At 46.3% G+C, this 22,640-nt stretch carries 23 protein-coding genes; 16 read left to right on the top strand and 7 right to left on the bottom strand.

The window, feature by feature from the left end:
* Nucleotides 1-50: 50 nt before the first annotated feature.
* Nucleotides 51-908 carry a hypothetical protein gene (locus tag MHH25_RS16990; protein WP_340017610.1) on the bottom strand — a complete coding sequence of 286 codons (858 nt, stop codon included), beginning with the start codon at nucleotides 906-908 and terminating at the stop codon, nucleotides 51-53.
* 169 nt (nucleotides 909-1,077) lie between these two features.
* Between MHH25_RS16990 and rpmG the strand changes: the two genes are divergently transcribed.
* The 6 genes from rpmG to MHH25_RS16960 all read left to right on the top strand — a co-directional run bounded on the left by rpmG (nucleotide 1,078) and on the right by MHH25_RS16960 (nucleotide 5,315).
* Nucleotides 1,078-1,227, top strand: a complete 150-nt coding sequence (gene rpmG / locus MHH25_RS16985; RefSeq protein ID WP_036613813.1) for a 50S ribosomal protein L33 — start codon at nucleotides 1,078-1,080, stop codon at nucleotides 1,225-1,227.
* Nucleotides 1,228-1,277: 50 nt separating this feature from the next.
* Nucleotides 1,278-1,985, top strand: a complete 708-nt coding sequence (locus MHH25_RS16980) for a metal ABC transporter ATP-binding protein (RefSeq protein WP_340017609.1) — start codon at nucleotides 1,278-1,280, stop codon at nucleotides 1,983-1,985.
* Nucleotides 1,931-2,824: a metal ABC transporter permease gene (locus MHH25_RS16975; protein WP_340017608.1), complete on the top strand. Its 894-nt coding sequence runs from the start codon at nucleotides 1,931-1,933 to the stop codon at nucleotides 2,822-2,824. The genes MHH25_RS16980 and MHH25_RS16975 overlap by 55 nt, the downstream gene beginning before the upstream one ends.
* Nucleotides 2,811-3,911 carry a metal ABC transporter substrate-binding protein gene (locus MHH25_RS16970; protein ID WP_340017607.1) on the top strand — a complete coding sequence of 367 codons (1,101 nt, stop codon included), beginning with the start codon at nucleotides 2,811-2,813 and terminating at the stop codon, nucleotides 3,909-3,911. Before MHH25_RS16975 ends, MHH25_RS16970 begins: the two co-directional genes overlap by 14 nt.
* Nucleotides 3,912-4,076: 165 nt before the next feature.
* Entirely contained in the window at nucleotides 4,077-4,559 is a 483-nt protein-coding gene (locus MHH25_RS16965) for a hypothetical protein (protein WP_036673725.1), read from the top strand.
* 54 nt (nucleotides 4,560-4,613) lie between these two features.
* Entirely contained in the window at nucleotides 4,614-5,315 is a 702-nt protein-coding gene (locus tag MHH25_RS16960) for a M50 family metallopeptidase (RefSeq protein ID WP_340017606.1), read from the top strand.
* Between the two features lie 115 nt (nucleotides 5,316-5,430).
* On the opposite strand, the gene MHH25_RS16955 is transcribed toward MHH25_RS16960, so the two are convergent.
* The 5 genes from MHH25_RS16955 to MHH25_RS16935 all read right to left on the bottom strand — a co-directional run bounded on the left by MHH25_RS16955 (nucleotide 5,431) and on the right by MHH25_RS16935 (nucleotide 9,441).
* A complete protein-coding gene (locus tag MHH25_RS16955; RefSeq protein ID WP_282321175.1) occupies nucleotides 5,431-5,802 on the bottom strand; it encodes a DUF4363 family protein in 372 nt (123 codons plus the stop codon).
* Nucleotides 5,803-5,828: 26 nt separating this feature from the next.
* Nucleotides 5,829-6,557, bottom strand: a complete 729-nt coding sequence (locus MHH25_RS16950) for a DUF421 domain-containing protein (protein ID WP_340017605.1) — start codon at nucleotides 6,555-6,557, stop codon at nucleotides 5,829-5,831.
* A 238-nt stretch (nucleotides 6,558-6,795) separates the two neighbouring features.
* Entirely contained in the window at nucleotides 6,796-7,659 is an 864-nt protein-coding gene (locus MHH25_RS16945; protein WP_340017604.1) for an SDR family oxidoreductase, read from the bottom strand.
* Nucleotides 7,656-8,723, bottom strand: coding sequence for a mannonate dehydratase (gene uxuA, locus MHH25_RS16940; RefSeq protein ID WP_017688206.1), 1,068 nt, complete (start codon nucleotides 8,721-8,723; stop codon nucleotides 7,656-7,658). Before uxuA ends, MHH25_RS16945 begins: the two co-directional genes overlap by 4 nt.
* A gap of 40 nt (nucleotides 8,724-8,763) precedes the next feature.
* The gene (locus MHH25_RS16935; RefSeq protein ID WP_340020518.1) at nucleotides 8,764-9,441 is read right to left on the bottom strand and encodes a GntR family transcriptional regulator; all 678 of its coding nucleotides are present in this window, start codon (nucleotides 9,439-9,441) and stop codon (nucleotides 8,764-8,766) included.
* 271 nt (nucleotides 9,442-9,712) lie between these two features.
* On the opposite strand from MHH25_RS16935, the gene MHH25_RS16930 reads away from it, so the two are divergent.
* Both MHH25_RS16930 and MHH25_RS16925 read left to right on the top strand, forming a co-directional pair.
* Nucleotides 9,713-10,015: a metalloregulator ArsR/SmtB family transcription factor gene (locus tag MHH25_RS16930; protein ID WP_017688208.1), complete on the top strand. Its 303-nt coding sequence runs from the start codon at nucleotides 9,713-9,715 to the stop codon at nucleotides 10,013-10,015.
* A gap of 90 nt (nucleotides 10,016-10,105) precedes the next feature.
* Complete coding sequence (locus MHH25_RS16925) at nucleotides 10,106-11,509, top strand: aldehyde dehydrogenase (protein ID WP_340017603.1); 1,404 nt, start codon at nucleotides 10,106-10,108, stop codon at nucleotides 11,507-11,509.
* An 80-nt stretch (nucleotides 11,510-11,589) separates the two neighbouring features.
* Here the strand turns inward: MHH25_RS16925 and MHH25_RS16920 are convergent, their stop codons facing one another.
* Nucleotides 11,590-12,501, bottom strand: coding sequence for an AraC family transcriptional regulator (locus MHH25_RS16920; RefSeq protein ID WP_340017602.1), 912 nt, complete (start codon nucleotides 12,499-12,501; stop codon nucleotides 11,590-11,592).
* 220 nt (nucleotides 12,502-12,721) lie between these two features.
* Here MHH25_RS16920 and MHH25_RS16915 point away from each other — a divergent pair, with 220 nt between their 5' ends.
* The 8 genes from MHH25_RS16915 (at nucleotide 12,722) to poxB (ending at nucleotide 22,388) form a co-directional block, all read left to right on the top strand.
* Complete coding sequence (locus MHH25_RS16915) at nucleotides 12,722-14,911, top strand: glycoside hydrolase family 52 protein (protein WP_340017601.1); 2,190 nt, start codon at nucleotides 12,722-12,724, stop codon at nucleotides 14,909-14,911.
* A complete protein-coding gene (locus MHH25_RS16910; protein WP_340017600.1) occupies nucleotides 14,908-17,055 on the top strand; it encodes an alpha-glucuronidase family glycosyl hydrolase in 2,148 nt (715 codons plus the stop codon). Before MHH25_RS16915 ends, MHH25_RS16910 begins: the two co-directional genes overlap by 4 nt.
* Nucleotides 17,056-17,141: 86 nt before the next feature.
* Entirely contained in the window at nucleotides 17,142-18,209 is a 1,068-nt protein-coding gene (locus MHH25_RS16905; RefSeq protein ID WP_340017599.1) for an NAD(P)-dependent alcohol dehydrogenase, read from the top strand.
* 165 nt (nucleotides 18,210-18,374) lie between these two features.
* The gene (locus MHH25_RS16900; RefSeq protein WP_026081056.1) at nucleotides 18,375-18,641 is read left to right on the top strand and encodes an HPr family phosphocarrier protein; all 267 of its coding nucleotides are present in this window, start codon (nucleotides 18,375-18,377) and stop codon (nucleotides 18,639-18,641) included.
* 144 nt (nucleotides 18,642-18,785) lie between these two features.
* Entirely contained in the window at nucleotides 18,786-19,037 is a 252-nt protein-coding gene (locus tag MHH25_RS16895) for a type B 50S ribosomal protein L31 (RefSeq protein WP_036613829.1), read from the top strand.
* A gap of 149 nt (nucleotides 19,038-19,186) precedes the next feature.
* Nucleotides 19,187-19,492 carry a Dabb family protein gene (locus MHH25_RS16890; protein ID WP_076317704.1) on the top strand — a complete coding sequence of 102 codons (306 nt, stop codon included), beginning with the start codon at nucleotides 19,187-19,189 and terminating at the stop codon, nucleotides 19,490-19,492.
* Between the two features lie 151 nt (nucleotides 19,493-19,643).
* Nucleotides 19,644-20,405 carry an SDR family oxidoreductase gene (locus tag MHH25_RS16885; RefSeq protein WP_340017598.1) on the top strand — a complete coding sequence of 254 codons (762 nt, stop codon included), beginning with the start codon at nucleotides 19,644-19,646 and terminating at the stop codon, nucleotides 20,403-20,405.
* 255 nt (nucleotides 20,406-20,660) lie between these two features.
* Nucleotides 20,661-22,388, top strand: a complete 1,728-nt coding sequence (poxB, locus tag MHH25_RS16880; RefSeq protein WP_340017597.1) for a ubiquinone-dependent pyruvate dehydrogenase — start codon at nucleotides 20,661-20,663, stop codon at nucleotides 22,386-22,388.
* Nucleotides 22,389-22,640 lie beyond the last annotated feature (252 nt).

Below are 22,640 nucleotides of genomic sequence, written 5' to 3'. Positions count from 1 at the left end.
CAAGTGCAATAGTGCCCCTGAAGATCAATGATTATATTGCATTAATGACTTTAGCTAAAGTACAAATCGCCAAGATAAAAATCACCGTTGCCACTTTTTTGCGGACTAAACACAAAGGTAAGGTACACTCCATAGGAACCCGTCCATCCTTGTGGATAATAAATGGCTTTGTAGCTGTGTCTTGTTTTGGTTTTATCATCCATTGCAATCACTTTAAAATCAGCTGATTTCACATTAATCAACTGATCTGCATATTTAGTCAGCGTTTTTTTATCATTTGCTGCAATGATACCTTTGACTGTAGTCTTAAATTTATCTTTCTGGGATTGCTTACCCAGATCAAAAATGTCGATCTCAGGATTTTCAATAACTTTAGCATCTATGTATTTATCAAATTCACTAGTGCTACCTGTTTTAAGTGCTTTACCATACATTTTGATCAATGTTAAAGATTCTTTCTGCAATTTGACTATCATCTGAGCGTCAGTTCCAGTCATCTTGATTGAACCAGAAGTGCTTGAGTTACTTGAACTACTTGGTTTACTTGAATCTTCAGAACCTTTGGTACCTGTACTGCTGTTATTACTACTCGAACTGCTTGACTTACCGCTACCTGAATTAGTGATACTTACAACTTTGTTGCTAACATTCAGAGATACGTTGGCTCCGAGTGCTTCTGCTGTGGTACTTACAGGCAAGTATACATCACCGTCATATACCAGTGCATTCAGTTTGTCTCCAGCTTCATTCTTGGGTGTCCAAGACAAACCGTTTACTTTAAAGCTAATGTTGCTGTCGAGTGCTGCTTCAATATCTTGAATTCCGTTTGAAGCTGCTACACCCAGGGCACCGAAAGCCAAACTGCATGCTACCAATGACCCAATGAAAGTTGATTTCTTGATCTTCATCTAGTTCCTCCGTAGGTAAAGTATAATGATACCAAAGCAGTATATCATATGAAATTATATTGTGCATACAAAATTTTACTGTAACAGATATGGAGTTGACAAAAGAAAAGCTATAGACTAATATTATTTAATAGTAATTATTACTATTAAATAATAGGAGGCAACCACCATGAGAGTCATTGTAACTTTAGCCTGCACCGAGTGCGGGGACCGCAACTATACAACAACCAAGAACAAACGTAACCATCCAGAGAGACTTGAGATGAAGAAGTACTCCCCACGTTTGAAGAAAATGACGATCCACCGGGAAACCAGATAAAATTTTTTTGTTATTTTTAAATCGTAATATTTACGAAAAGAGGGAGAGGCATGATACTATCCTCCATGCGTGATGTTGTATTTGGATATGGCAAAGAGCCGGTCATTGATCAACTGTCGCTGGATATCCATGTGGGAGAGTTCATAGGCATCACAGGTCCCAATGGTTCTGCCAAAACGACCCTGTTAAAGCTGCTGCTAGGGCTATTGAAGCCCTGGAGCGGCACGATACATATGAATCCGCAGTTGAAACGTGGGAACAAGTCCAATATCGGTTATGTGCCCCAGCAGGTGGCATCGTTTAATAGTGGATTTCCCAGTACGGTGAAAGAACTGGTCCGGTCCGGGTGTTACACCAAGCTGGGATTATTCCGCAGATTCACAGCAGAGCAGGATGCCATCGTTGAACGCAGTCTGCGGGAAGTTGGTATGTGGGATTATCGGAATACACGCGTCGGTGAGCTGTCTGGCGGACAGAAGCAGCGGATCTGTATTGCCAGAGCTATGGCTGGGCAACCGCAGGTTCTGGTACTGGATGAGCCAACAACTGGAATGGACCGCCACAGCCGTGAAGGATTTTACAATCTGATGCGCCACTATGTTGATGCTCATGGGATAACGATTATTATGGTTACTCATGGACTGGAAGAGATGGGAGATCGATTGGACCGAACGATTACTCTGGAGCGGCAAGAAAGTGAGGAATGGCAGTGTTTGAGTACGAATTCATGCAACGTGCCTTCTGGGCAGGTGGACTGATTGGAGTCATCGCTCCAATTCTCGGGGTTTATCTGATGCTCAGGCGGCAGGTCCTTATGGCAGACACGTTATCCCATGTCTCACTCGCAGGGGTGGCGCTCGGTTCAGTCATGAATCTTAACCCGGTGATCTGCGGGTTCGCGATTGCAATTATCGGTGCATTACTGGTTGAACAACTGCGGCGAAGTTACCGAACCTACAGCGAGGTACCTGTGGCGATCATCATGACTTCGGGACTGGCTCTTGCTGTGGTTTTGATGAGTCTCAAAACCAATCTGTCCAAGACCTTCAGCTCATACTTATTCGGATCTATTGTCGCGGTTAGCGATATGCAGTTGTGGATGATGGCAGGAGTATGTGTCATAGGTTTACTTTTTTTCATCCTGCTCCGAAGACCGTTGTATAACTTTACGTTTGATGAAGAGACTGCTTCCATTGGAGGCGTTCAGGTAAGAGGTTTATCGTTTGCATTTGCCATTCTGACAGGAATGACTGTAGCTTCAGCCATGCCGATCGTCGGTGTGTTGCTGGTGTCTGCTCTCATTGTATTACCTGCTGCCTTGGCACTGAGAGTGTCTCGCAGTTTCACAGCAGCGATTATTGTCGCGGTAATTACAGGATTAATCGGTATTTTTAGCGGGCTCACAACATCTTACCATCTAAATACACCACCGGGAGGAACAATTGCACTCATCCTGTTGGTCATTCTATTGACTGGAATATCAGCGCAAAAGCTGATTGCACGATATAACCGCAAGCGTCACCGCAAAGAAACGAAATCACAGCACGTCATTCTGGTCAACCATTCTAGGAGGAATACATCACATGAAATTCAGTAAAAAAGCAACGCTCGGATTGTTGTTCAGTCTCACACTTATCGTCGCAGGCTGCGGACAAAAATCCGCTTCTGATGCAAATACAGCTTCGACAGGCACTTCCGTTCCAGTCAAGACGGAAACCGCAAAATTAAACGTGCAGGTCAGCTTCTACCCGATGTACGAGTTCACCAAAAATGTGGCAGGTGATCTGGCCAATGTGCATACACTCGTTCCAGCAGGAATGGAGCCTCATGATTGGGAGCCCACACCACAAGATATTGCCAGCATTGAAAAAGCGGATGTGCTTGTATACAATGGTGCGGGCATGGAATCTTGGATTGATCAGGTCACCGGAAGTCTGAGCAATGCTTCACTCATTCAAGTGGAAGCGAGCAAAGGAATTAACCTGCTTGAAGGTGGAGAGCATGATCACCATCATGAAGATTCCGATGGAACGGATACGCATGACCATGCCAATGAATCCGCTGGGGAAGCACATGATCACGATCAAGCGGATGAAGCGACTACTGAACAACACGACCATGATCATGACGCAGAGGCAGAAGCAGGACATGATCACGGTGGACTCGATCCCCACGTATGGCTGTCACCTGCATTGGCTGTAAAAGAAGTGCGCAATATTGAAGCAGGTTTGGCGCAGGCTGCCCCGGAACATGCTGAACAGTTCCAGCAGAATGCAGATGCCTACATTGCTCAACTGGAGTCACTGGATCAGGACTTCAAGGCGGCTGTGACGGATAGCAAACGCAAGGATTTCATCACACAACACGCTGCATTTGGTTATCTTGCCAAGGAATATGGATTGCAACAGGTGCCCATCGCAGGTTTGTCTCCTGAGCAAGAACCTTCGGCAGCACAGATGGCATCTGTCATTGATTTTGCAAAAGAGCATCAGGTGAAAACGATTTTCTTCGAAACACTGGTTTCATCCAAAGTGTCTGAGACAATCGCAAGTGAAGTGGGGGCCAAGACGGCTGTATTGAATCCGATTGAGGGACTCACCGAGGAAGAAATTGCGGCGGGAATGGACTACATTAGCGTGATGAGACAGAATCTGGAGGCTCTGAAACTGGCACTAAACGAATAATTTAAAATCAGTTTGATGCCTGTCACCGAAAAAGGTACAATAATACAACATGCTGAGGAATGGATCGCCATTCCTTTGCCTTTTTGCAAAGCAGAGAGCACAGTGATGTGCTCTCTCTTTGTTGAATAAGGTGACCGGATCAAGCAGAACAGGAGGACGCATTGCATGAATTTAAATGAGGAACATGAAGTGCTGTTAAGTGAACAGCCTGCCCATCTGTGGAGACGGCGTAAGCTGGAGCTGATGCACTGGACGGAACGTGATAAACATACAGTATCCGCGAAGAAAACAGAGATTTGGAACGGTGTTGAAGTTGATGCCGAACTCGTGAAGGCATTGTCCATACTTCAGAGTGCGGGCGTGAGGACGGAATTTTCATGTGCAGGGGTGAGTCCGCTTGATGAACCTGTCGATCATTCCCTTTATGCTTATGTTACCCTGATACAAAGTGAGGTAGCAGATCAATTCGTGCACTATGCCCTCCGTCGGATGCGGAATCGACTGCTCGTTACGCTAGAGGCCGAAAAGGGCCGCTATGATCTATCTTCTTTTTTCATTGGACACAATCGGAGCTTCTGCTGGTGGATGGAGCACTGTGCCTTACAGTTCGGAAGCCGAAACGAATCGAGTGAAAAAAGCGTAGTATAAAGGATAAGCTTGTTTACTTGATTGTTTACTTGAAGGTAAAGGAGGTACACACGATTGAATAAGTGGGTCAAAACGATACTGTTCCTACTAGGCTCCGTCTTTCTTACACGATTCATCCCATTTTCGTCCTTGTTCCGTAACCTGGATACGATGATCCATGAATTCGGTCATGCACTAATGACACTGGTATTGTCCGGTAAAGTGTTGCGCATTGAATTGTACGCTGATCATAGTGGTGTAACTTACTCTTCCATGCTGACGCCAGGCAGATCGATCCTGGTTTCTCTGGCGGGATATATCAGTGCATCACTGTTCGCCTTGCTGTTGTTTTACTTATACCGCAAAGGCTTGCACATGTGGGGACTTGGTATTATGACGGCTGTCGCTCTGGTGTCGCTCCTGTTATATGTAAGAGGGGAGTTCGGCATGTTATGGCTGACCGGGTTCATCGTACTGAACGTTGTCATTATGATTTTTGGTGCCAAGATCGTGAAGTACTATTATCTGTTACTGGCGTTTCTTACGCTGGAAGAGTCGGTTGTTAGTGCTGTATACGTTGGATTTATGTCCTGGACTCAGCCCTCACGGGCAGGGGATGCAGCGAATCTCGCTCAACAGACATTCCTTCCCGCGCTGTTCTGGGGCACGCTGTTCGCTTTGTTTGCACTGTGGTGTGCCAAGGGAGCACTCGGTCTCTTTTTCCGCAAAGAAGGCACTTCGCGATCGTCAAGGCCTCGGGGATTACGAAGAGCGTAACGGATATAAAGTTATATCAAAGCAAAGAAGGCACTTCCTTTCTTCATAAAAGGATAGTGCCTTTTGTTTTTAGACTTACAATCTGATATTAAGTCTGATATTAAAGATATTGAACCTAATCTCCAAGATTATCCCATAACACATAAAAGTAATAAATCTCTTCCATAATCGCCTTATCATCCTCTGCTGCAACGCCGCCCTTCATCCGAGCGAGGGTCCCCAGAATATCATAAATTGATTCACGCTCCACACTGAACTGAATGCGGTTGACGACTTTATCCCAAGCTTGCATTGCATAATTAATTTGGGACTTGGCTTCAGTCCATTGTTTTCCCTCGACTTGTTTCTCCAACATCTGTACAGATTCAAGCAAGCGATCATCGGTACCAAAGGGCTTTTTGAGAAAGGCTCCGCTAGCCATAATCGCAACGAACACAAGAATGAGGAAGATCGGAAGCACATATAACAGCCAGAAACGCGTTTTCATTCAACCGCCTCCTTCATGTAAAGAATTTAGAAAGGCCCCTCATAATCGCCCATATCGATTTTTTCGGTGATCTTATCCTTGAACAGATCAACATACAATTTGTCATTAGGCAATATGGCGGCAAAAGCAATATCCTGTATCGTGATCTTTTGTTTCTTAAGCTGTTCACTGAGCCAATTAATATCTTTGTGTCTTTCCTCCAGATTTTGCTTAATCAGCAGGCCATCAATGATAATCTCGGTCATCAGCTTGCTCTTGGGCGGGTGCATATTTATATCTTTGGCGGTTACCGGTTGATTCTCAGGTTTCAAAACAACCGAGAGGCTACCATCCGGTTCCAGAATCGCATAATCCAGCGTTGTAATATCAAATACATCCTTTTGCCGCAGCATCATGGTCAATTCGTCAAATTTGACTCGCATTTTACTCAGGTTCTGTTCGAGAATTTTACCGTTCTGGATGATCAATGTAGGATCAGAGTCCATTAGTTTGGAGATGGTGCGATTTTTCAGCGTAATATACTGAAAGATGATCGTAATGATTGTGAAAATGGTCAAGGCCACAAAATGAATCCACGCCTTGGAGGAAAGATCGGTTGCAAAAGTCCCCGCAATGGAACCGATTGTGATACCGTTAATGTAATCAAAATACGTCAAGTTACCCATCTGCTGTTTGCCCAGCACCCTTGTATAGATGATCAGGGTCAGAAAGGCAATAATAGACCGTACGGCAACAACCCATGTTTCTTCCATCATATATGTATCACCTTCCTTTAGTTCACCGTAGCTGTATTAAGAGGTTGTTTAAAACGTTTGCTTTTGAACATGTACTATAACAAGCTTTTCCTACGCTGGAGGATCTTATGCTTAAACGCAAAAACCGAAACCTGGGTATGTATCCCAAGCTTCGGTCTCTATAATTCTCTATATTAGTTGAACTGATTCATTTGCACGTAACGGAGGTCTTTCATCGGAGTGTCTGTGTAAGAAATCGTTAAACACCGGAATATGCCATAAATCCGCCATCTACCGGAATGACTGTGCCAGTGACAAAGCCGGACTGTCTTTCATCCGCAAGCCACATTAATGTGCCAAGCAGGTCTTCCGGTTTGCCAAAGCGGCGCATGGGTGTATGCGCAATAATTTTACTGGAACGTTCCGTTGGTGAGCCATCTGGTTGCAGTAATAGATTACGGTTTTGCTCGGTCAGGAAAAATCCGGGTGCAATAGCGTTGACACGAATACCGGATTCGGCCAGATGAACGGCGAGCCATTGCGTGAAGTTGTTAATGGCTGCCTTCGCAGCGCTGTAAGCTGGAACTTTCGTCATGGGAGATGGGGCGCTCATGGAAGAAATGTTTATGACAGTAGCGGGAACATCGCGCTCTATCATATGTTTTGCAAAGATCTGAGTGGGGATGAGAGAACCGACAAAATTCAGATCCATCACCTGACGAAATCCCTCTACACTTACATCGAAAAATGTAGTGACATCGCTCTTTTCCAGATCTTCCAATCTAAAAATTTCATTCGTGGTGTTGGCACTGGCGTTATTGCCACCGGCACCATTAATAAGAATGTCGCATGGTCCAAGCTGTTCCAGTACAGCATCTGCCGCCGCTTGTACACTATCGGCCTGGGTTACGTCACAGGCAATAGCAATCGCTTTGCCACCAGCAGCTTCTATCGCAGATACAACTTCCTGTCCTTTGGACACCGTGCGGTTCAGGATGGCTACACTTGCACCGTGCCGAGCGAGTTCTTCCGCCATGGAGCGGCATAATACTCCAGCACCTCCGGTGATTACAGCCGTTCTGCCTTCGAGACGAGATGAGCGTTCATAGTGGTGTTCACTCATGCTTTTGCCCTCCTTTGCAGGGAATCCCAGACGCCCCAGAGATACATGATCCCCAAAGCCCGGTCATAGAGTCCATAACCAGGTCGGCACTGTTCTCCCCAGAGGTGACGACCATGGTCGGGTCTTGCATAACCTTCATAACCGATATCGTGATAAGCCTCAACAACCCCCGCAATATCGACGCTTCCATCTTGACTGCGATGTGACGTTTCAATAAAGTCGCCGTTTTCGTAGATTTTGACATTACGAATGTGGGCAAATGGAATCCGATCCTTGAACTCGTGTATCATCCCGATAATGTCATTATCAGCATTCGCTCCCAAAGAGCCACTGCATAGTGTCACGCTGTTGTAAGGGCTATCATAAAGATTCAAATATTTCCGAACATTCTCCTGACTTGTAATAATCTTTGGTAATCCAAAGATTGGCCATGGCGGGTCATCCGGATGGATGGCCATTCGAATCCCCAGCCGTTCGGCTGTAGGCATAATCTCTTGCAGGAAATAACGTGCGTGCTCCCACATATGATCCTCGGTTACATCCTTGTAGGCTTCGAACAGACCTGTTAAATACTGCAATCGTTCCGGTTCCCAACCTGGCATGGTGAGTGCGGAGTTTTCCGTAATGCGTCGAACGAGTTCTAGAGGTTCTATATCTGCGAGTTTACTGTGCTCATAGAAGAGGGCAGTTGAGCCATCCTCCATTTCCTTGTGCATATCCGTGCGAAGCCAGTCGAAGATCGGCATAAAGTTGTAACAGATGACCTTAACACCAACTTGAGCCAGTTTCTCCATTGTTTTAATATAGTTCGCAATGTATTTATCCCTTGATGGCAGGCCCAACTTGATATCCTCATGGATGTTCACACTCTCAACGACATCCAGATGTAACCCGGCCTTGTCTGCTGCTGTTTTGACAGCGAGTATTTTGTCCATTGGCCATTCCTCGCCAGCAGGAACATCGTGCAGTGCCCACACAATACCTTCAACACCCGGAATCTGCCGGATATGATCCAGCGTTACCGTATCATTGCCTTCGCCGAACCAGCGAAAAACCATTCTCATCACGTTCACCTCATCATGAATAGTAGGAAGAAAAATTCAGTCATTGAAAATAGGACGGATATGTATCCTGCAGGACAGCCAAATCGGTGACAGTTAAATGCAAGTGTTCCTGCATCAGTCGCTCTGCTGTGTCGGCATCATGCTGCTGAATGGCCTTGACCATAGACCGGTGCTGTTCAATCAGGTGATCCCACTGGTGGTCCGAGGACAGGCGTAACATGCGACTTCGATTCAAATGTACATTCATCTGCTGGATAACAGTCCAGGTGTTGCTTTTGTTGCAGCCTGCAAAAAGAGTGCTATGGAATTCCTCATCCAATTGGAACATTCGTTCATCATCCGGTTTGACCCTGCATTCCTGTTGCCAAGCAAGGTTCTGTTCAAGAGCGACCATCTGTTCGTTCGGAAAGTTCTCGCAGGCGAGCCTGATTACGGCTCGTTCGAGCTGTTCACGCATGAACCGTGCTTCCTCAACGAGATCGACCTGAATCAGAGAGACGTATGTGCCACGCTGTGGATACACTTCCAGCAGACCTTCCTGTGCAAGCCTTACAAAACTTTCTCGAACAGGTGTCCGGCTTACCTGGAACTCCAGCGAAATTTCCTTCTCAGAAATAGCTGTTCCCGGAGGCAATTTCAAACTCAAAATGAGTTGTTTCAGCGTGAAGTAAACGACATCTCGCGATGAGTAAGATTGCTTATTATTCATGGAAGACATATTGCTCGCAACAGGCAACAAACCGGCTTTGGATGATAACTTTGGGGTATATTCCACAACTTCAACTCCTTTAATGACATACTACCATACTTGTATGGTAGTGTGGAAGCGCTTTATAAGCATTATATTAAATTTAGTTGATGGTTCACTTGCAGTTCAAGTGATTAAAGAGTACAATTCAGTCATTAGGTTCGAATGTTTAAACCAACAGACATCAAACAGAGAAATATACGTAGAAATAATGAAGAAGAAATAGTATAGAGGTGAAACCATGGGACAAAAAGCAATTAGCGTTTTTCAAACCTGTATTCCGTTATTTCAGGTCTTAAGTGACAACCATCGTCAATCCATTTTGCTGACACTTACCGAGAAGGGCAGAATGACGGTGAATGAAATTACCGAACAATCCAGCCTATCCCGGCCAGCCATATCTCATCATCTCAAGCTGTTGTTAGAGAAGGGGCTTATATCTGTGGAACAGAAGGGGACGCAGCGTTATTATTCGGCTTCATTGAATGCATCGGTGGAACTGCTGAAGGAACTGGTAGCTGCTTTGGAAGAAGAGTGTCTGTAGATTAATAGTGATAAAACATGCTTTTGCATGTGTCTTATAGGTTCGTAAGTTTAAACGCTTGATCAATAATGAATAGAGGAGTATGTATATATGACAACGACTATACAGGAAGTAACCAGTCAGGAAGTTGAACAGATTTTGGAGCAGCAACGCCAGTTCTTTCGTTCCGGGGCAACACGATCGGCAGAAGCTCGAATTGCCCGTCTGACCCAACTGAAGCAGGCCATTCAAAAGTACGAATCCAGACTGACAGAAGCTCTCTATCAGGATTTGGGCAAAAGTGAGTTCGAATCCTACACAACCGAGATCGGATTTATGATGGATAGCATCACACACACCATTCGTAAAGTGAATAAATGGGTGAAACCCGTTAAAGTGAAAACGCAAATGGCGCTCCTGGGTTCGAAAAGCTATATCATACCCGAACCCTACGGGGCGGTTCTGATTATCGGACCGTTTAATTATCCTTTTCAACTCTTAATCGAACCATTGGTAGGTGCGATTGCAGCAGGTAATACAGCCGTGCTCAAAGCGTCAGAGAATACACCTGCGGTGTCGGCTGTTGTACGTGAAATGATTGCGAGCGTGTTCGAACCGGCATACGTACAGGTACTTGACGGTGCTAGAGACACAACAACAGCGCTGATTAACGCGCCATTCGACTATATCTTTTTTACAGGCAGTGTACCGGTAGGCAAGATTGTGATGGAGGCAGCTGCCAAAAATCTCGTTCCCGTTACGTTAGAACTTGGAGGCAAGAGCCCTGTCATCGTGGATGAACAGGCGGATATCAAAGTAGCAGCTGAGCGCATTATATGGGGCAAACTGCTCAATACAGGACAGACCTGTATCGCACCCGATTATTTACTTGTGCATGAGCGCGTGAAGGAACCGTTAATTACGGAGATGAAAGCAGCGATCGTGTCCTTCTTCGGATCGGATATTCAGCACAATAAGGATTATGGGCGAATCGTGAACAAGGGACATTTTAAACGGCTGACGACTTTGATTGAGCGGGATCAGGCCAAAGTGATATATGGGGGAGCTTCGGATGAGGAAGATCGTTTCATTGAACCTACACTGATTGATGCGGAGTCCTGGGATGCAGCAACGATGGAAGATGAGATTTTTGGACCGATTCTGCCGATCATTAGTTATCGTAACCTGGATGAAGCCATTGTAGAAATCGTAAAGCGGCCGAAACCGCTCGCCTTATATCTGTTTACTTCCGACACCCGGGTTCAGGACAAAGTGCTGCGCGAAGTTTCTTTTGGAGGCGGCTGCATTAACGATACCATCACACATGTAGCGAATCCACGTCTGCCGTTTGGCGGTGTTGGTCATTCCGGTGTTGGCTCGTATCATGGGCAGTACAGCTTCGAAACCTTCTCTCATCTCAAAAGTGTACTGAAAAAAAGCACCAAATTGAATCTGCCGATTCTGTATCCACCGTATGATAACAAGCTGAAGCTGATTAAGCGTTTGTTGAAATAACACTTCATATTAAATACAGAGAACATCTTGAATCGAATTATGAAAAAGTTGAATCAAACCCGACAGCCTGCTACTGAACTTCATTCCAGAGCAGGCTGTTCCTGTCGGTAACGGGAGGGTGACATGCCGGACCAGCGCTTGAATTGACGACTGAAATGGGCAATATCCTTATAACCAAGCATGACAGCAATATTTTGAACGGACAGCTTCGGATTGCCCAGAAGAAGCTTCGCTTCATGCAAAACCAACTGGGACAATACAGCACGAGGAGACTGACCGAACACCTCCTTGAACACGCGATTACAGTGAGAAGAACTGATGCCCAGCTCTGCTGCAATATCATCAATGCCATAGTGACCGTTGGACTCGTGTCCCTGTTTGAATTGCTGACTCATCAGGCCTTGCAATCGATTACGAATTTGGTGGGCGAGTTCGATCTTTTCGTGTCCGTCGGTAAACCATTGCGCTGCCTCTTGCGAGACCGCCTCCCACAGATGGCCAAATAGTTCAAATACCGCAGATTGCAGCTGCATACGCTGAACCATCGTATTTGCTGTTTCATCATCCGCAGATGACATCAATTTGCGCAAAACAGGCTCAATCTGCTGTGTAACTGGACTATCCGCACTGAATCGTACTTGTTTGATACGTGCAAGCAACGATAGGAACAACTGATCATCAATGTCAAAATGCATGCAAAAATAAGTGAATCCCTTGCCGTTATGGCTCTGGCTGGAATGAATGCTTCCCGGAGGAATCAGGAGCAGTTCGCCAGCCTTTTGAATATATAAGGTACCGTTCACCATCATGCGTTGCTCGCCTTCCGTGACATAATTCAATTCATATTGAGGGTGCTCATGCGCCGGATAATCCCAGTCCATACCCACACTTCGTAAATGAATGGCGAACAGATTGACCGTTGTTTGCACATCTGGATAAAAAACTTCATGGACACTTTCTCCCAAAGTAGGAGGCAAATACGTTGAAGACATGGAAGATCCCCCTTCATAGAGGTTGTTCAAAAAAATGTGATTTTGATTACGCACGTATATCAAATGGAATGTTTTTTTGTAACCGCTTTAATCTATTATAGTCTATCAGCTTGATTTGGGTAAATATCCGATTGATTTGATCATGGTCGAAGGTGGAACCACATGTTAGGATGGGGCTAATGAAAACGTATGCATACCATTCTGAGAGGGGTTATGATTCATGAGCACATTCAAATCCATCTTTTATAATGCACATCATGCACCGATTGGTGCTTTTGCCAGTTTTACACTGGGATACAAAGGAGCCAAAGGCGGGCTGGGTCTTGAACTCGGCAAGCCGGCAGACCAGAATGTATATATTGGATTACAATCTCGCGATGGCGACAATTATCAGGCGCTTCCTTTTTATGAAGCTTCCGAGGATGAGAGCAGCCGCTATGATGTAGAGAAGTTGGAGAATGGGGACACTGCGTCGACAACAGCGACCAAAGTTCCACAACCTCTTATTACGGCTTTTCGCGATGAAGATATTACCCGTGAATTTACCTCAGGTACGGATACGTGGACTGCTGGAGATCTGACGTTCCGTATCTACTCGCCTGTACGTCCAGTACCTGATCCAACGAATGGGGATCGTGAAGAATTAATGGATGCACTCGTACCTGCCGTATTGGTTGAGATGACGATTGACAATACGGAAGGTCAACAATCCCGCAAAGCCTACTTTGGCTATCAGGGCAATGATCCGTACTCTGCGATGCGTCTGATTGGAGGACCGGAAGGTGGCTCCATCACAGGTGTGGGACAAGGTCGACTTACAGCAATTATGTCAGCAGATGATGGACTGTGGCCCGCACGCGGATTTACGCTGGAGAAACTGTTGCAGGAGAAACATCGGGAGAATCTGGCATTTGGACTTGGCTCAACCGCTGCACTACTGATGGAGGTGCCGGCTGGAGAGAAACGTACGTATCAATTTGCAGTATGTTTCTATCGCGGGGGCATTGTGACGACCGGCATGGACACAACGTATTGGTATACGCGCTATTTCTCCGATATTCAGGCAGCAGGAGAGTATGCACTACAACGCTTTAGTGAGTTGACTGCATCCTGTGGAGAGGTTGAACAGCGCCTCGGATCGGCTGCTTTGACCGAAGATCAATCATTCATGCTTGCTCATTCCATTCACAGCTATTATGCGAGTACTCAACTGCTGGATGCCGATGGTGAGCCACTCTGGGTGGTGAACGAAGGGGAGTATCGGATGATGAACACACTTGATCTGACGGCTGATCAGTTGTACTTCGAGCTTGCCTTGAATCCATGGACGGTGCGTAATGAGCTGGAGTGGTTTGTGAAACGATACAGTTATACGGATCAGGTTCGTTTCCCGGGGGAAGAGAAGTTATATCCGGGCGGAATTACCTTTACACATGATATTGGTGTTGCCAATGTGTTCTCACGCCCTGGACACTCGGCATATGAGCTGGTTGGCATTGACGACTGTTTCTCACAGATGAGCCACGAGGAACTGGTGAACTGGCTCTGCTGCGCGACAGTATACATTGAACAGACACAGGATCAAGCTTTTGTGAAAAATATGTTGCCTGTTATCCAGGATTGCTTCGAAAGTATGCTTAATCGGGACCATCCCGACGCTGAGCAGCGTAACGGTCTAATGGGTCTGGATAGCAGCCGTACCCAAGGTGGAGCGGAGATTACAACCTATGACAGCCTGGATGTGTCACTTGGACAGTCTCGCAATAATATCTATCTGGCAGGTAAATGTTGGGCGGTCTATGTTGCATTGGAGAAGCTGTTCGCAACTGAGAAGTTGGCGGATCTGTCCCATCAAGCTGGACTTCAAGCGGATCGCTGCGCTGCCAGTATTGCTGCACAGTTGACTGATGGCGGCTACATTCCAGCTGTTATTGCAGAAAATAATGATTCTCGAATCATTCCGGCGATTGAAGGTTTGGTGTTCCCGTACTTTACAGGCTGTGAAGCAGCACTGGATGTCAATGGTCGTTTTGGACCTTATCTGAAAGCACTCCAAACTCATCTGAAGACGGTTCTTGTACCGGGAACATGTCTGTTCGAAGATGGAGGCTGGAAACTGTCCTCAACAAGCAATAACTCGTGGCTGAGCAAAATCTATTTGTCCCAGTTTATCGCTAGAGAGCTGCTGGGTGTGGAATGGAATGAGACAGGCAAGGCAGCAGACGCGGCTCATGTCAACTGGCTGCTGCATCCGGAGGAATCCTACTGGTGCTGGAGTGACCAGATCCTGTCTGGTGTAGCGGTTGGCAGCAAGTACTATCCGCGTGGTGTAACGTCGATTCTATGGCTACTCGAAGGAAAAGGGAATCACCTTGGGCAGATCTATGCCAGCAAGGAGGCGGTACAATGAGCCAATCCGTCATTCAATCTGCCTTGTCAGGTCCACAGTACGATGCGTGGCTGGGGTATCACTCCGAATTGCCAGAAGCGAATGGACTTGCCCAAAAGACGGCTCCTGCGTGGAGCAAGCTGATATTGGTGGAAGAGAACCATGGAGTAATTACAACAGCTCTGACCGAACTTTCACGGGGACTAGAGAGGTTATATGGCGTGAAACCGTCGGTCAGTCATCTGTCTGATGCTCAGGAAAGTGAACGGGACAAGCATGCCTCCGCTCCCGCAATACAAATCGGCACTTGGACAGGGAGCGATTCCGTGGCTGGGTCGTTCAGTGAGACAGAGCGTTCAACTGTTCAAGGAGAAGGGTACATCATTCGTGAGAACGAGACAGAAGGTGTGCTGGTCATTGGATCAGAGACCCCCCAAGGTGTGCTCTATGGTGCATTCCATCTGCTTCGTGAGCTGACAATGGATCAAGGAAGTGCACATGAGGCGGATGACGCTGTGAATAAGTGGAGCTTCATTACAGAGCAACCAACCAATGCGCTACGAATGATTAATCAGTGGGATAACGTGGACGGTAGCATTGAGCGTGGTTACGCAGGAGAATCCATTTTCTATGATAACGGGGAATTCACGCTGGACTTGGGACGCATCCGGGATTACGCACGTTTGCTCGCTTCCACGGGAATCAATGCCATATCGATCAATAACGTCAATGTACACCGCCGTGAGAGTCTGTTTCTGACGGAACGTTATCTTAGTGATGTGGCGAAGGTTGCCGCTGAATTCAGAGCGTATGGTATTCGATTGTTCCTGAGCGCCAACTACGCAAGTCCAATTGAGATTGGTGGATTACGTACGGCTGATCCGCTGGATGCGCAGGTACGGGAATGGTGGAACATTCAAACGGCCAAGGTGTACGCAGCGATTCCGGATTTTGGCGGTTACCTGATCAAGGCAGACTCCGAGAATCGTCCGGGACCGTTCACGTATAACCGTGATCATGCCGATGGTGCGAACATGCTGGCTGAAGCCCTTCGGCCATTCGGTGGATTGGTCATCTGGCGTTGCTTTGTCTATAACTGCAAGCAGGACTGGCGGGATCGTTCCACTGACCGTGCACGTGCAGCCTATGACCACTTTACGCCGCTGGACGGGCGTTTTGCCGAAAATGTCATTTTGCAGATCAAAAACGGGCCGATGGACTTTCAGGTGAGAGAGGCGGTATCCCCGCTGTTCGGCGCCATGGAAAATACAAATCAGGTGATTGAATTTCAGATTACACAGGAGTATACCGGGCAACAACGTCATCTCTGTTATCTGGTTCCCCAGTGGAAAGAAGTATTGGACTTTGACACATACGCCAAAGGCGAAGGTTCAGAGATCAAGCGAATCGCGGACGGTTCTCTGTATAAACGACCATACAGTGGCTTCGCCGCAGTATCCAATATTGGTGCAGATGCCTGTTGGACAGGACATCCACTCGCGCAGGCGAATCTATATGGATATGGAAGACTTGCGTGGAACCCGGAACTGTCCGCGGAAGAGATTGCTGATGAGTGGGTGAGACTCACATTTGGACATGAAGACGAAGTTGTGCGGCAGGTTACGGGCATGCTTTTGACTTCACTAGATATCTATGAGAATTATACTGCGCCTCTCGGTGTAGGCTGGATGGTTAATCCGGAGCATCATTATGGGCCGAATGTAGATGGGTATGAGTATTCCAAATGGGGAACGTATCACTTTGCCGATTGTCATGGCATTGGTGTAGATCGAACCGTGAACAGTGGTACAGGATACACATCACAGTATCACCCTGAGAATGCTGATCGTTATGAGTCCGTAGACACCTGTCCGGATGAGCTGATCTTATTTTTCCATCACGTGCCATACACCCATGTTCTGCATTCGGGTAAAACGGTCATTCAGCATATTTATGATACACACTTTGAAGGTGTTGTGCAGGCGGAGACGTTAGCCGAGACATGGAGAGGGCTGGAGGGCAAAATCGACCCAGTTATTTTCAGCAAAGTTGCTTCATTACAGGACAACCAGGCCGAACATGCCAAGGAATGGCGGGACATGATCAATACGTACTTCTATCGCAAGAGCGGCATAGCGGATGAACAAGGTCGAACAATCTATTGATTGGTAATTAGGAAGGAAGAAAGAAGATACCTTGTTTTCTTTGATGTACAATAGACAGCATGGACATACATGAGGAGGAGAACCGTATGGGACAACATCAACTGCCCGAGACCATGAAAGCTGCTATCATGACAGAGCCAGGACACATTATTATTGAGGAACAACCCGTCCCGCAACCGGCAGCGGATGAGGTGTTAATCCAGGTATTGGCTGTCGGGGTATGTGGCTCGGATGTGCATTATTTTGAACATGGGCGCATTGGCAGATTTGTGGTGGAGAAACCGATCATTCTGGGTCATGAGTGTGCGGGGATCATTGCTGCTGTTGGCTCGAACGTATCCCGTCTGAAAACAGGGGATCGAGTTGCTATTGAGCCTGGGGTGACTTGCGGACGCTGCACGGCATGCAAGGAAGGTCGCTATAACCTGTGTCCGGATGTACAATTTCTAGCGACCCCTCCGGTGGATGGGGCATTTGTACAATACATGGTGATGCGTGAAGATATGGTATTCCCGATCCCGGATCATCTGTCTTATGAGGAAGCAGCTATGAACGAGCCATTCTCTGTTGGTATTCACGCTGCACGCCGCAGCAAACTGGCTCCGGGTACAACCCTGGCGATTATGGGCATGGGTCCCGTTGGACTCATGGCTGTGGCTGCTGCCAAATCTTTCGGTGTAGAGAAGATCATAGTAACGGATCTGGAGGAAGTTAGGCTGGAAGCAGCTCGCCGCATGGGTGCCACTCATACCATTAATGTGCGGAATGAAGATGCGCTGGCTGTGATTCGCGAGTTAACAAATGGTGTGGGTGTTGATACTGCATGGGAAACAGCGGGGAATCCGAAGGCGCTACAATCTGCTCTGTATTCACTTCGACGTGGAGGAAAACTTGCGATTGTGGGCCTGCCTGCACAGGACGAGATCGCACTCAATGTTCCATTTATTGCGGACAATGAAGTTGATATCTATGGCATATTCCGTTATGCCAATACTTATCCGGCAGGAATTGAATTTCTGAGCTCCGGCCAGCATGACGTGATGTCCCTGATTACAGATCGTTATTCACTCGAAGAGACACAGCAAGCGATGGAGCGTGCATTACACAATAAAAGCGGCAGTCTGAAGGTCATGGTTTATCCGAATGGTATGTAAGAACAACCTGGAAGAGTCCTAGGGTTCAGGACTCTTTTTTTTGTTTTTTTGCAAAAAAGTATGGGTCAAGCTCCCATAACATGGTATAATTCATGAAGATTTTAATATATAAATGGATACACACCATATTGGTGAATGAATACTTAGCGAAAGGAACTGAAGGTTGTGAGAGTACATGAATTTATGATACACGCTGATTTTCATCGGGATGATCTGATGTCGGTATCTTCTCAAGCGTCGCGTTTTTCCTCGGATATTATTTTGTCGTATATGGAGTCTGAGCATGAGCATCGTGTAGATGTCAAAAGCCTGCTTGGAATGGCGTTACTACCCATTCGATATGGTAGTGTTGTCAGATTACAGACAAGAGGCAGGGATGAACTGGAGGCTTTGGAGTACATGTTGAATGTACTGGAGAAAGGGACGGCTTGACACCTGATTAGGTGCAAAATCACAGATATCATATTTTTTTTAGCTATTCCTCAAAACCTGCTGGTACTTTGTCCAAAAAAAGAGTATAATAAAATGTAGTTTGATTCTAAAGAAGTACCCATATTAAAGGAGTGTAAATAGATTATGCCAAAAGTTGACATCCATCCAAAGACACAACTCGTAATTTTTTACGATGCAAGTGCTGATTTCAAATTCCTGAGTTCTTCCACGAAGTTCTCTAACGAAACTATGGAATGGGAAGACGGTAACTCTTACCCAGTAATCCGTGTGGACACTAGTTCCGCATCCCACCCATTCTTCACTGGTAAACAAAGAAACGTGGATATCGGTGGCCGTGTTGATAAATTTAACCGTAAATACAACATCACCAAATAAGTTTGTCCATACATTACAAAAAAACCTCGGGATTTGTCCTGAGGTTTTTTTGTGTACATTAAAAATTAATTCAACCAATTATTGCGCTTACAACACATTCGGATGTACACTAGAAAACGAGTACGAACATATTGGAGGAGGAAATAGAGATGAGTAGCATCACACATATGGTAACGTTTACACTTTACGCGGGTAAAGATACACCGGAGGCCGAAGCCTTTTTGAAGGAAAGTTCGGATGCACTGGCTGTCATTCCTGGCGTAGAGCAATTTCAGGTTCTGAAACAGGTAAGTGAGAAGAATGAGTTCGATTACAGCTTCTCGATGGTCTTTGCGGATCAGGCTGCGTATGATGCATACAACAATCACCCGGTTCACCGTCAATATGTAGAAGAGCGTTGGGAAAAGGAAGTCAGTCGCTTCCAGGAAATTGATCTTATTCAACATCATAATTAATAGTCTCCACATATAGGAAAAAAGTTGAACTAACATATACAGCATTGAACAATGCTGTATATCTCTCTGAATAACGCGTAATTGATGAACAAAAATACCATATTTCCGAAATCGTTTTCGGGCAAGTGAATTTAAGGAGGTTTTCGCTGTTATGCAATTGGATCTCTCAGGAAAAACGGCTCTGGTTACAGGCGCAACCGGACAGCTGGGGAGAGTCATCGCCCGCACGTTGGCAGCCTGTGGCGCCAATCTGGCTCTACATTACATAAATAATGATACCAAGGCTCGGGAGCTTCAAGGTGAGATTGAAGCACTCGATCGTCAGGCTGTTATTGTACAGGGAGATATTACAAAGCAGGATACAGCATTTCGGATGCGTGATGAGATTCAGTCTGTCCTCGGCGGAGTGGATATCGTTGTTGCCAATGCAGTCATTCAATATGAATGGACAACGGTGTTGGAGCAGTCGCCTGAAGATTACTTGAGCCAGTTTGAATCCTGTGTCATGCAGAGTGTGTATCTTGCCAAAGCTTTCATTCCACATATGCAAGATATCAGAGCCGGTCGGTTCATTGGTATCAATACGGAATGTGCGATGCAAAATTTCGCTCATCAATCGGCCTACACCGCTGGTAAGCGTGGAATGGATGGTGTATATCGCGTGCTTGCCAAGGAGGTTGGTGAGTATCAGATTACCGTAAACCAGGTTGCACCTGGATGGACAATTAGCGAACGTGATCGGTCCAGTGAGCCTGGACATGATGAGGCATATACGCGTACCGTGCCGCTGAAGCGCAGGGGTGAAGATCAGGAAATCGCCAATGCGGTAGCTTTTCTTGCGTCGGATCTGTCCTCATTTATCACGGGTGCCTATATCCCGGTAAGTGGTGGCAATGTGATGCCTGCTATCTAGTGTCTGATTTGGATTAGGGAATTCACATAAAAATGAATAAACTGAGTGTAACCGTAATCCGTTTGTCATTCGACAAGCGGATTTTTTGGCATTTTGCTATAGCTGGAATAAAGGTTTAAGGGGCCGGTTTTGTTTCATATATCCAGACATACATATCGAGTTGGTTCGGTTTTCGAAAGATTGGGGTATAAGAATAGGTATATTAACCGAGTGGAAACATAATCAAAATGAGCAATTAAAGGAGACTCACCTATTATGAAAAAAACAGTCGCGGATGTTCTGGTTGAATCCTTATTGAACGCTGGCATCAAACGCGTATATGGCATTGTTGGAGACTCCTTGAATGCGGTACTCGACTCCATCCGTCGTTCTGGGAAGATCGAGTGGATTCATGTACGACATGAAGAAGTAGCTGCATTTGCTGCTGGGGCGGACGCTGAGGTCAGTGGAAGTATCGCTGTCTGCGCAGGTAGCAGTGGTCCTGGTAATATGCATCTGATTAATGGTCTGTACGACTGTCACCGCAATCGTGTTCCTGTACTCGCTATCGCAGCACATATCCCAAGTGACGAGATTGGCAGTGAATATTTTCAGGCGACACATCCGGAGTATCTGTTCCAGGAATGTAGCGACTATTGTGAAGTCATTACAACAGCAAAACAGATGCCGCGTTCTCTGACGATGGCCATTCAGACAGCAGTTGCACGTTCAGGTGTGTCCGTCGTTGTATTGCCGGGCGATGTAGCAGGACTGGAAGCAGCAGATCTGCCAGTGCCTGAGCATGTGTATCATGCGACCAACCCCGTGGTACATCCTTCTGAGCCTGAACTCGTGAAACTGGCGGAGTATCTGAATCAAGGCAAAAAAATTACGTTATTGTGCGGTGCAGGCTGCGCGGGCGCTCGGGAACCCCTTATGCAGCTCTGTGATCGCTTGAAGTCCCCCATGGTTATTGCGTTAAGAGGGAAGGAATATTTGGAGTATGACAACCCTTATTCCGTGGGTCTTACGGGTCTAATTGGGTATTCATCCGGTTATCATGCGATGATGGACTGTGATGTACTATTGATGCTGGGAACGGATTTCCCATATCGTCAATTCTATCCCGAAGATGCTACTGTCCTTCAGGTCGACATTCAATCTTCCCATCTGGGTCGGCGTACGAAGTTGGATTACGGCGTATGTGGTGATGTGAAAGCGACCATTGAGACTTTGCTTCCTTATCTGACAGAAGAACACAGTGACAAACATCTTCGTAAAAGTGTGGATCGTTATGTGAAAGTACGCAAAGATCTGGACGAGCTGGCCGTTGGAAAACCGGGTAAAAAGCCCATCCATCCGCAGTACCTGACCAAGGTCATTAGTGATGCCGCAGCTGAAAATGCCATCTTCACCTGTGATGTCGGTACTCCGACAGTATGGGCGGCCCGTTATATCGAGATGTCTCGTAATCGCAGGTTGCTCGGTTCATTCAGTCATGGTACGATGGCAAACGCTTTGCCACAGGCCATTGGCGCTCAAGTCGCTGATCCGGGCAGACAAGTCATCTCGTTGTCGGGTGATGGTGGTATTACGATGCTGATGGGTGATCTGTTGACACTGAAACAGCATAATCTGCCGATCAAAGTTGTGGTGTTTAATAATGGAGCACTCGGTTTTGTTGAGCTGGAGATGAAGGCTGCAGGGTTCCTTGAATCGGGAACAGAGCTTGTAAATCCCAACTTTGCAATGGTTGCTCAGGCCATGGGCATGGAAGGTATTCGGGTTGAGGATCCGGGTGAACTCGAAGGAGCTGTACAGCGTGCGCTTCAGCATGATGGTCCTGTGCTGATTGATGTGGTGGTGAATCGACAGGAATTGTCCTTACCACCGAAGATTGATATCAAACAGGCGGAAGGATTCACCTTATGGATGATGAAAGCCGTGTTGAATGGACGCGGGGACGAAATTATTGAATTGGCAAAAACGAATTTGCTGCGTTAAAGTGTTTTGATAAGCGGATATGCACCGTTTGAAGTTGTAGAGATACTGATTTAAAAAGTATTGTATATGTAAAAGAGGAGCATGCAACAAGACGTAATAGTTGTGTGCTCCTTCAATTGAAATGCTGAAAATGTGACAGGTGATATAGTATGAATACATATTATATGATTTGTTTTTATGTCGAAAGTCTATTAGAATAGGTAAAGTCAGGAAGGTTTTATGCCATTTTTGACCTACATATTGCATCATTGC

It is taken from the genome of Paenibacillus sp. FSL H3-0457, assembly GCF_037981725.1.
In the GTDB taxonomy this organism is placed as follows: Bacteria; Bacillota; Bacilli; order Paenibacillales; family Paenibacillaceae; genus Paenibacillus; species Paenibacillus amylolyticus.
Note: the sequence above shows the minus strand (reverse complement) of the source record. Positions and strands in the feature narration are given on the sequence as shown.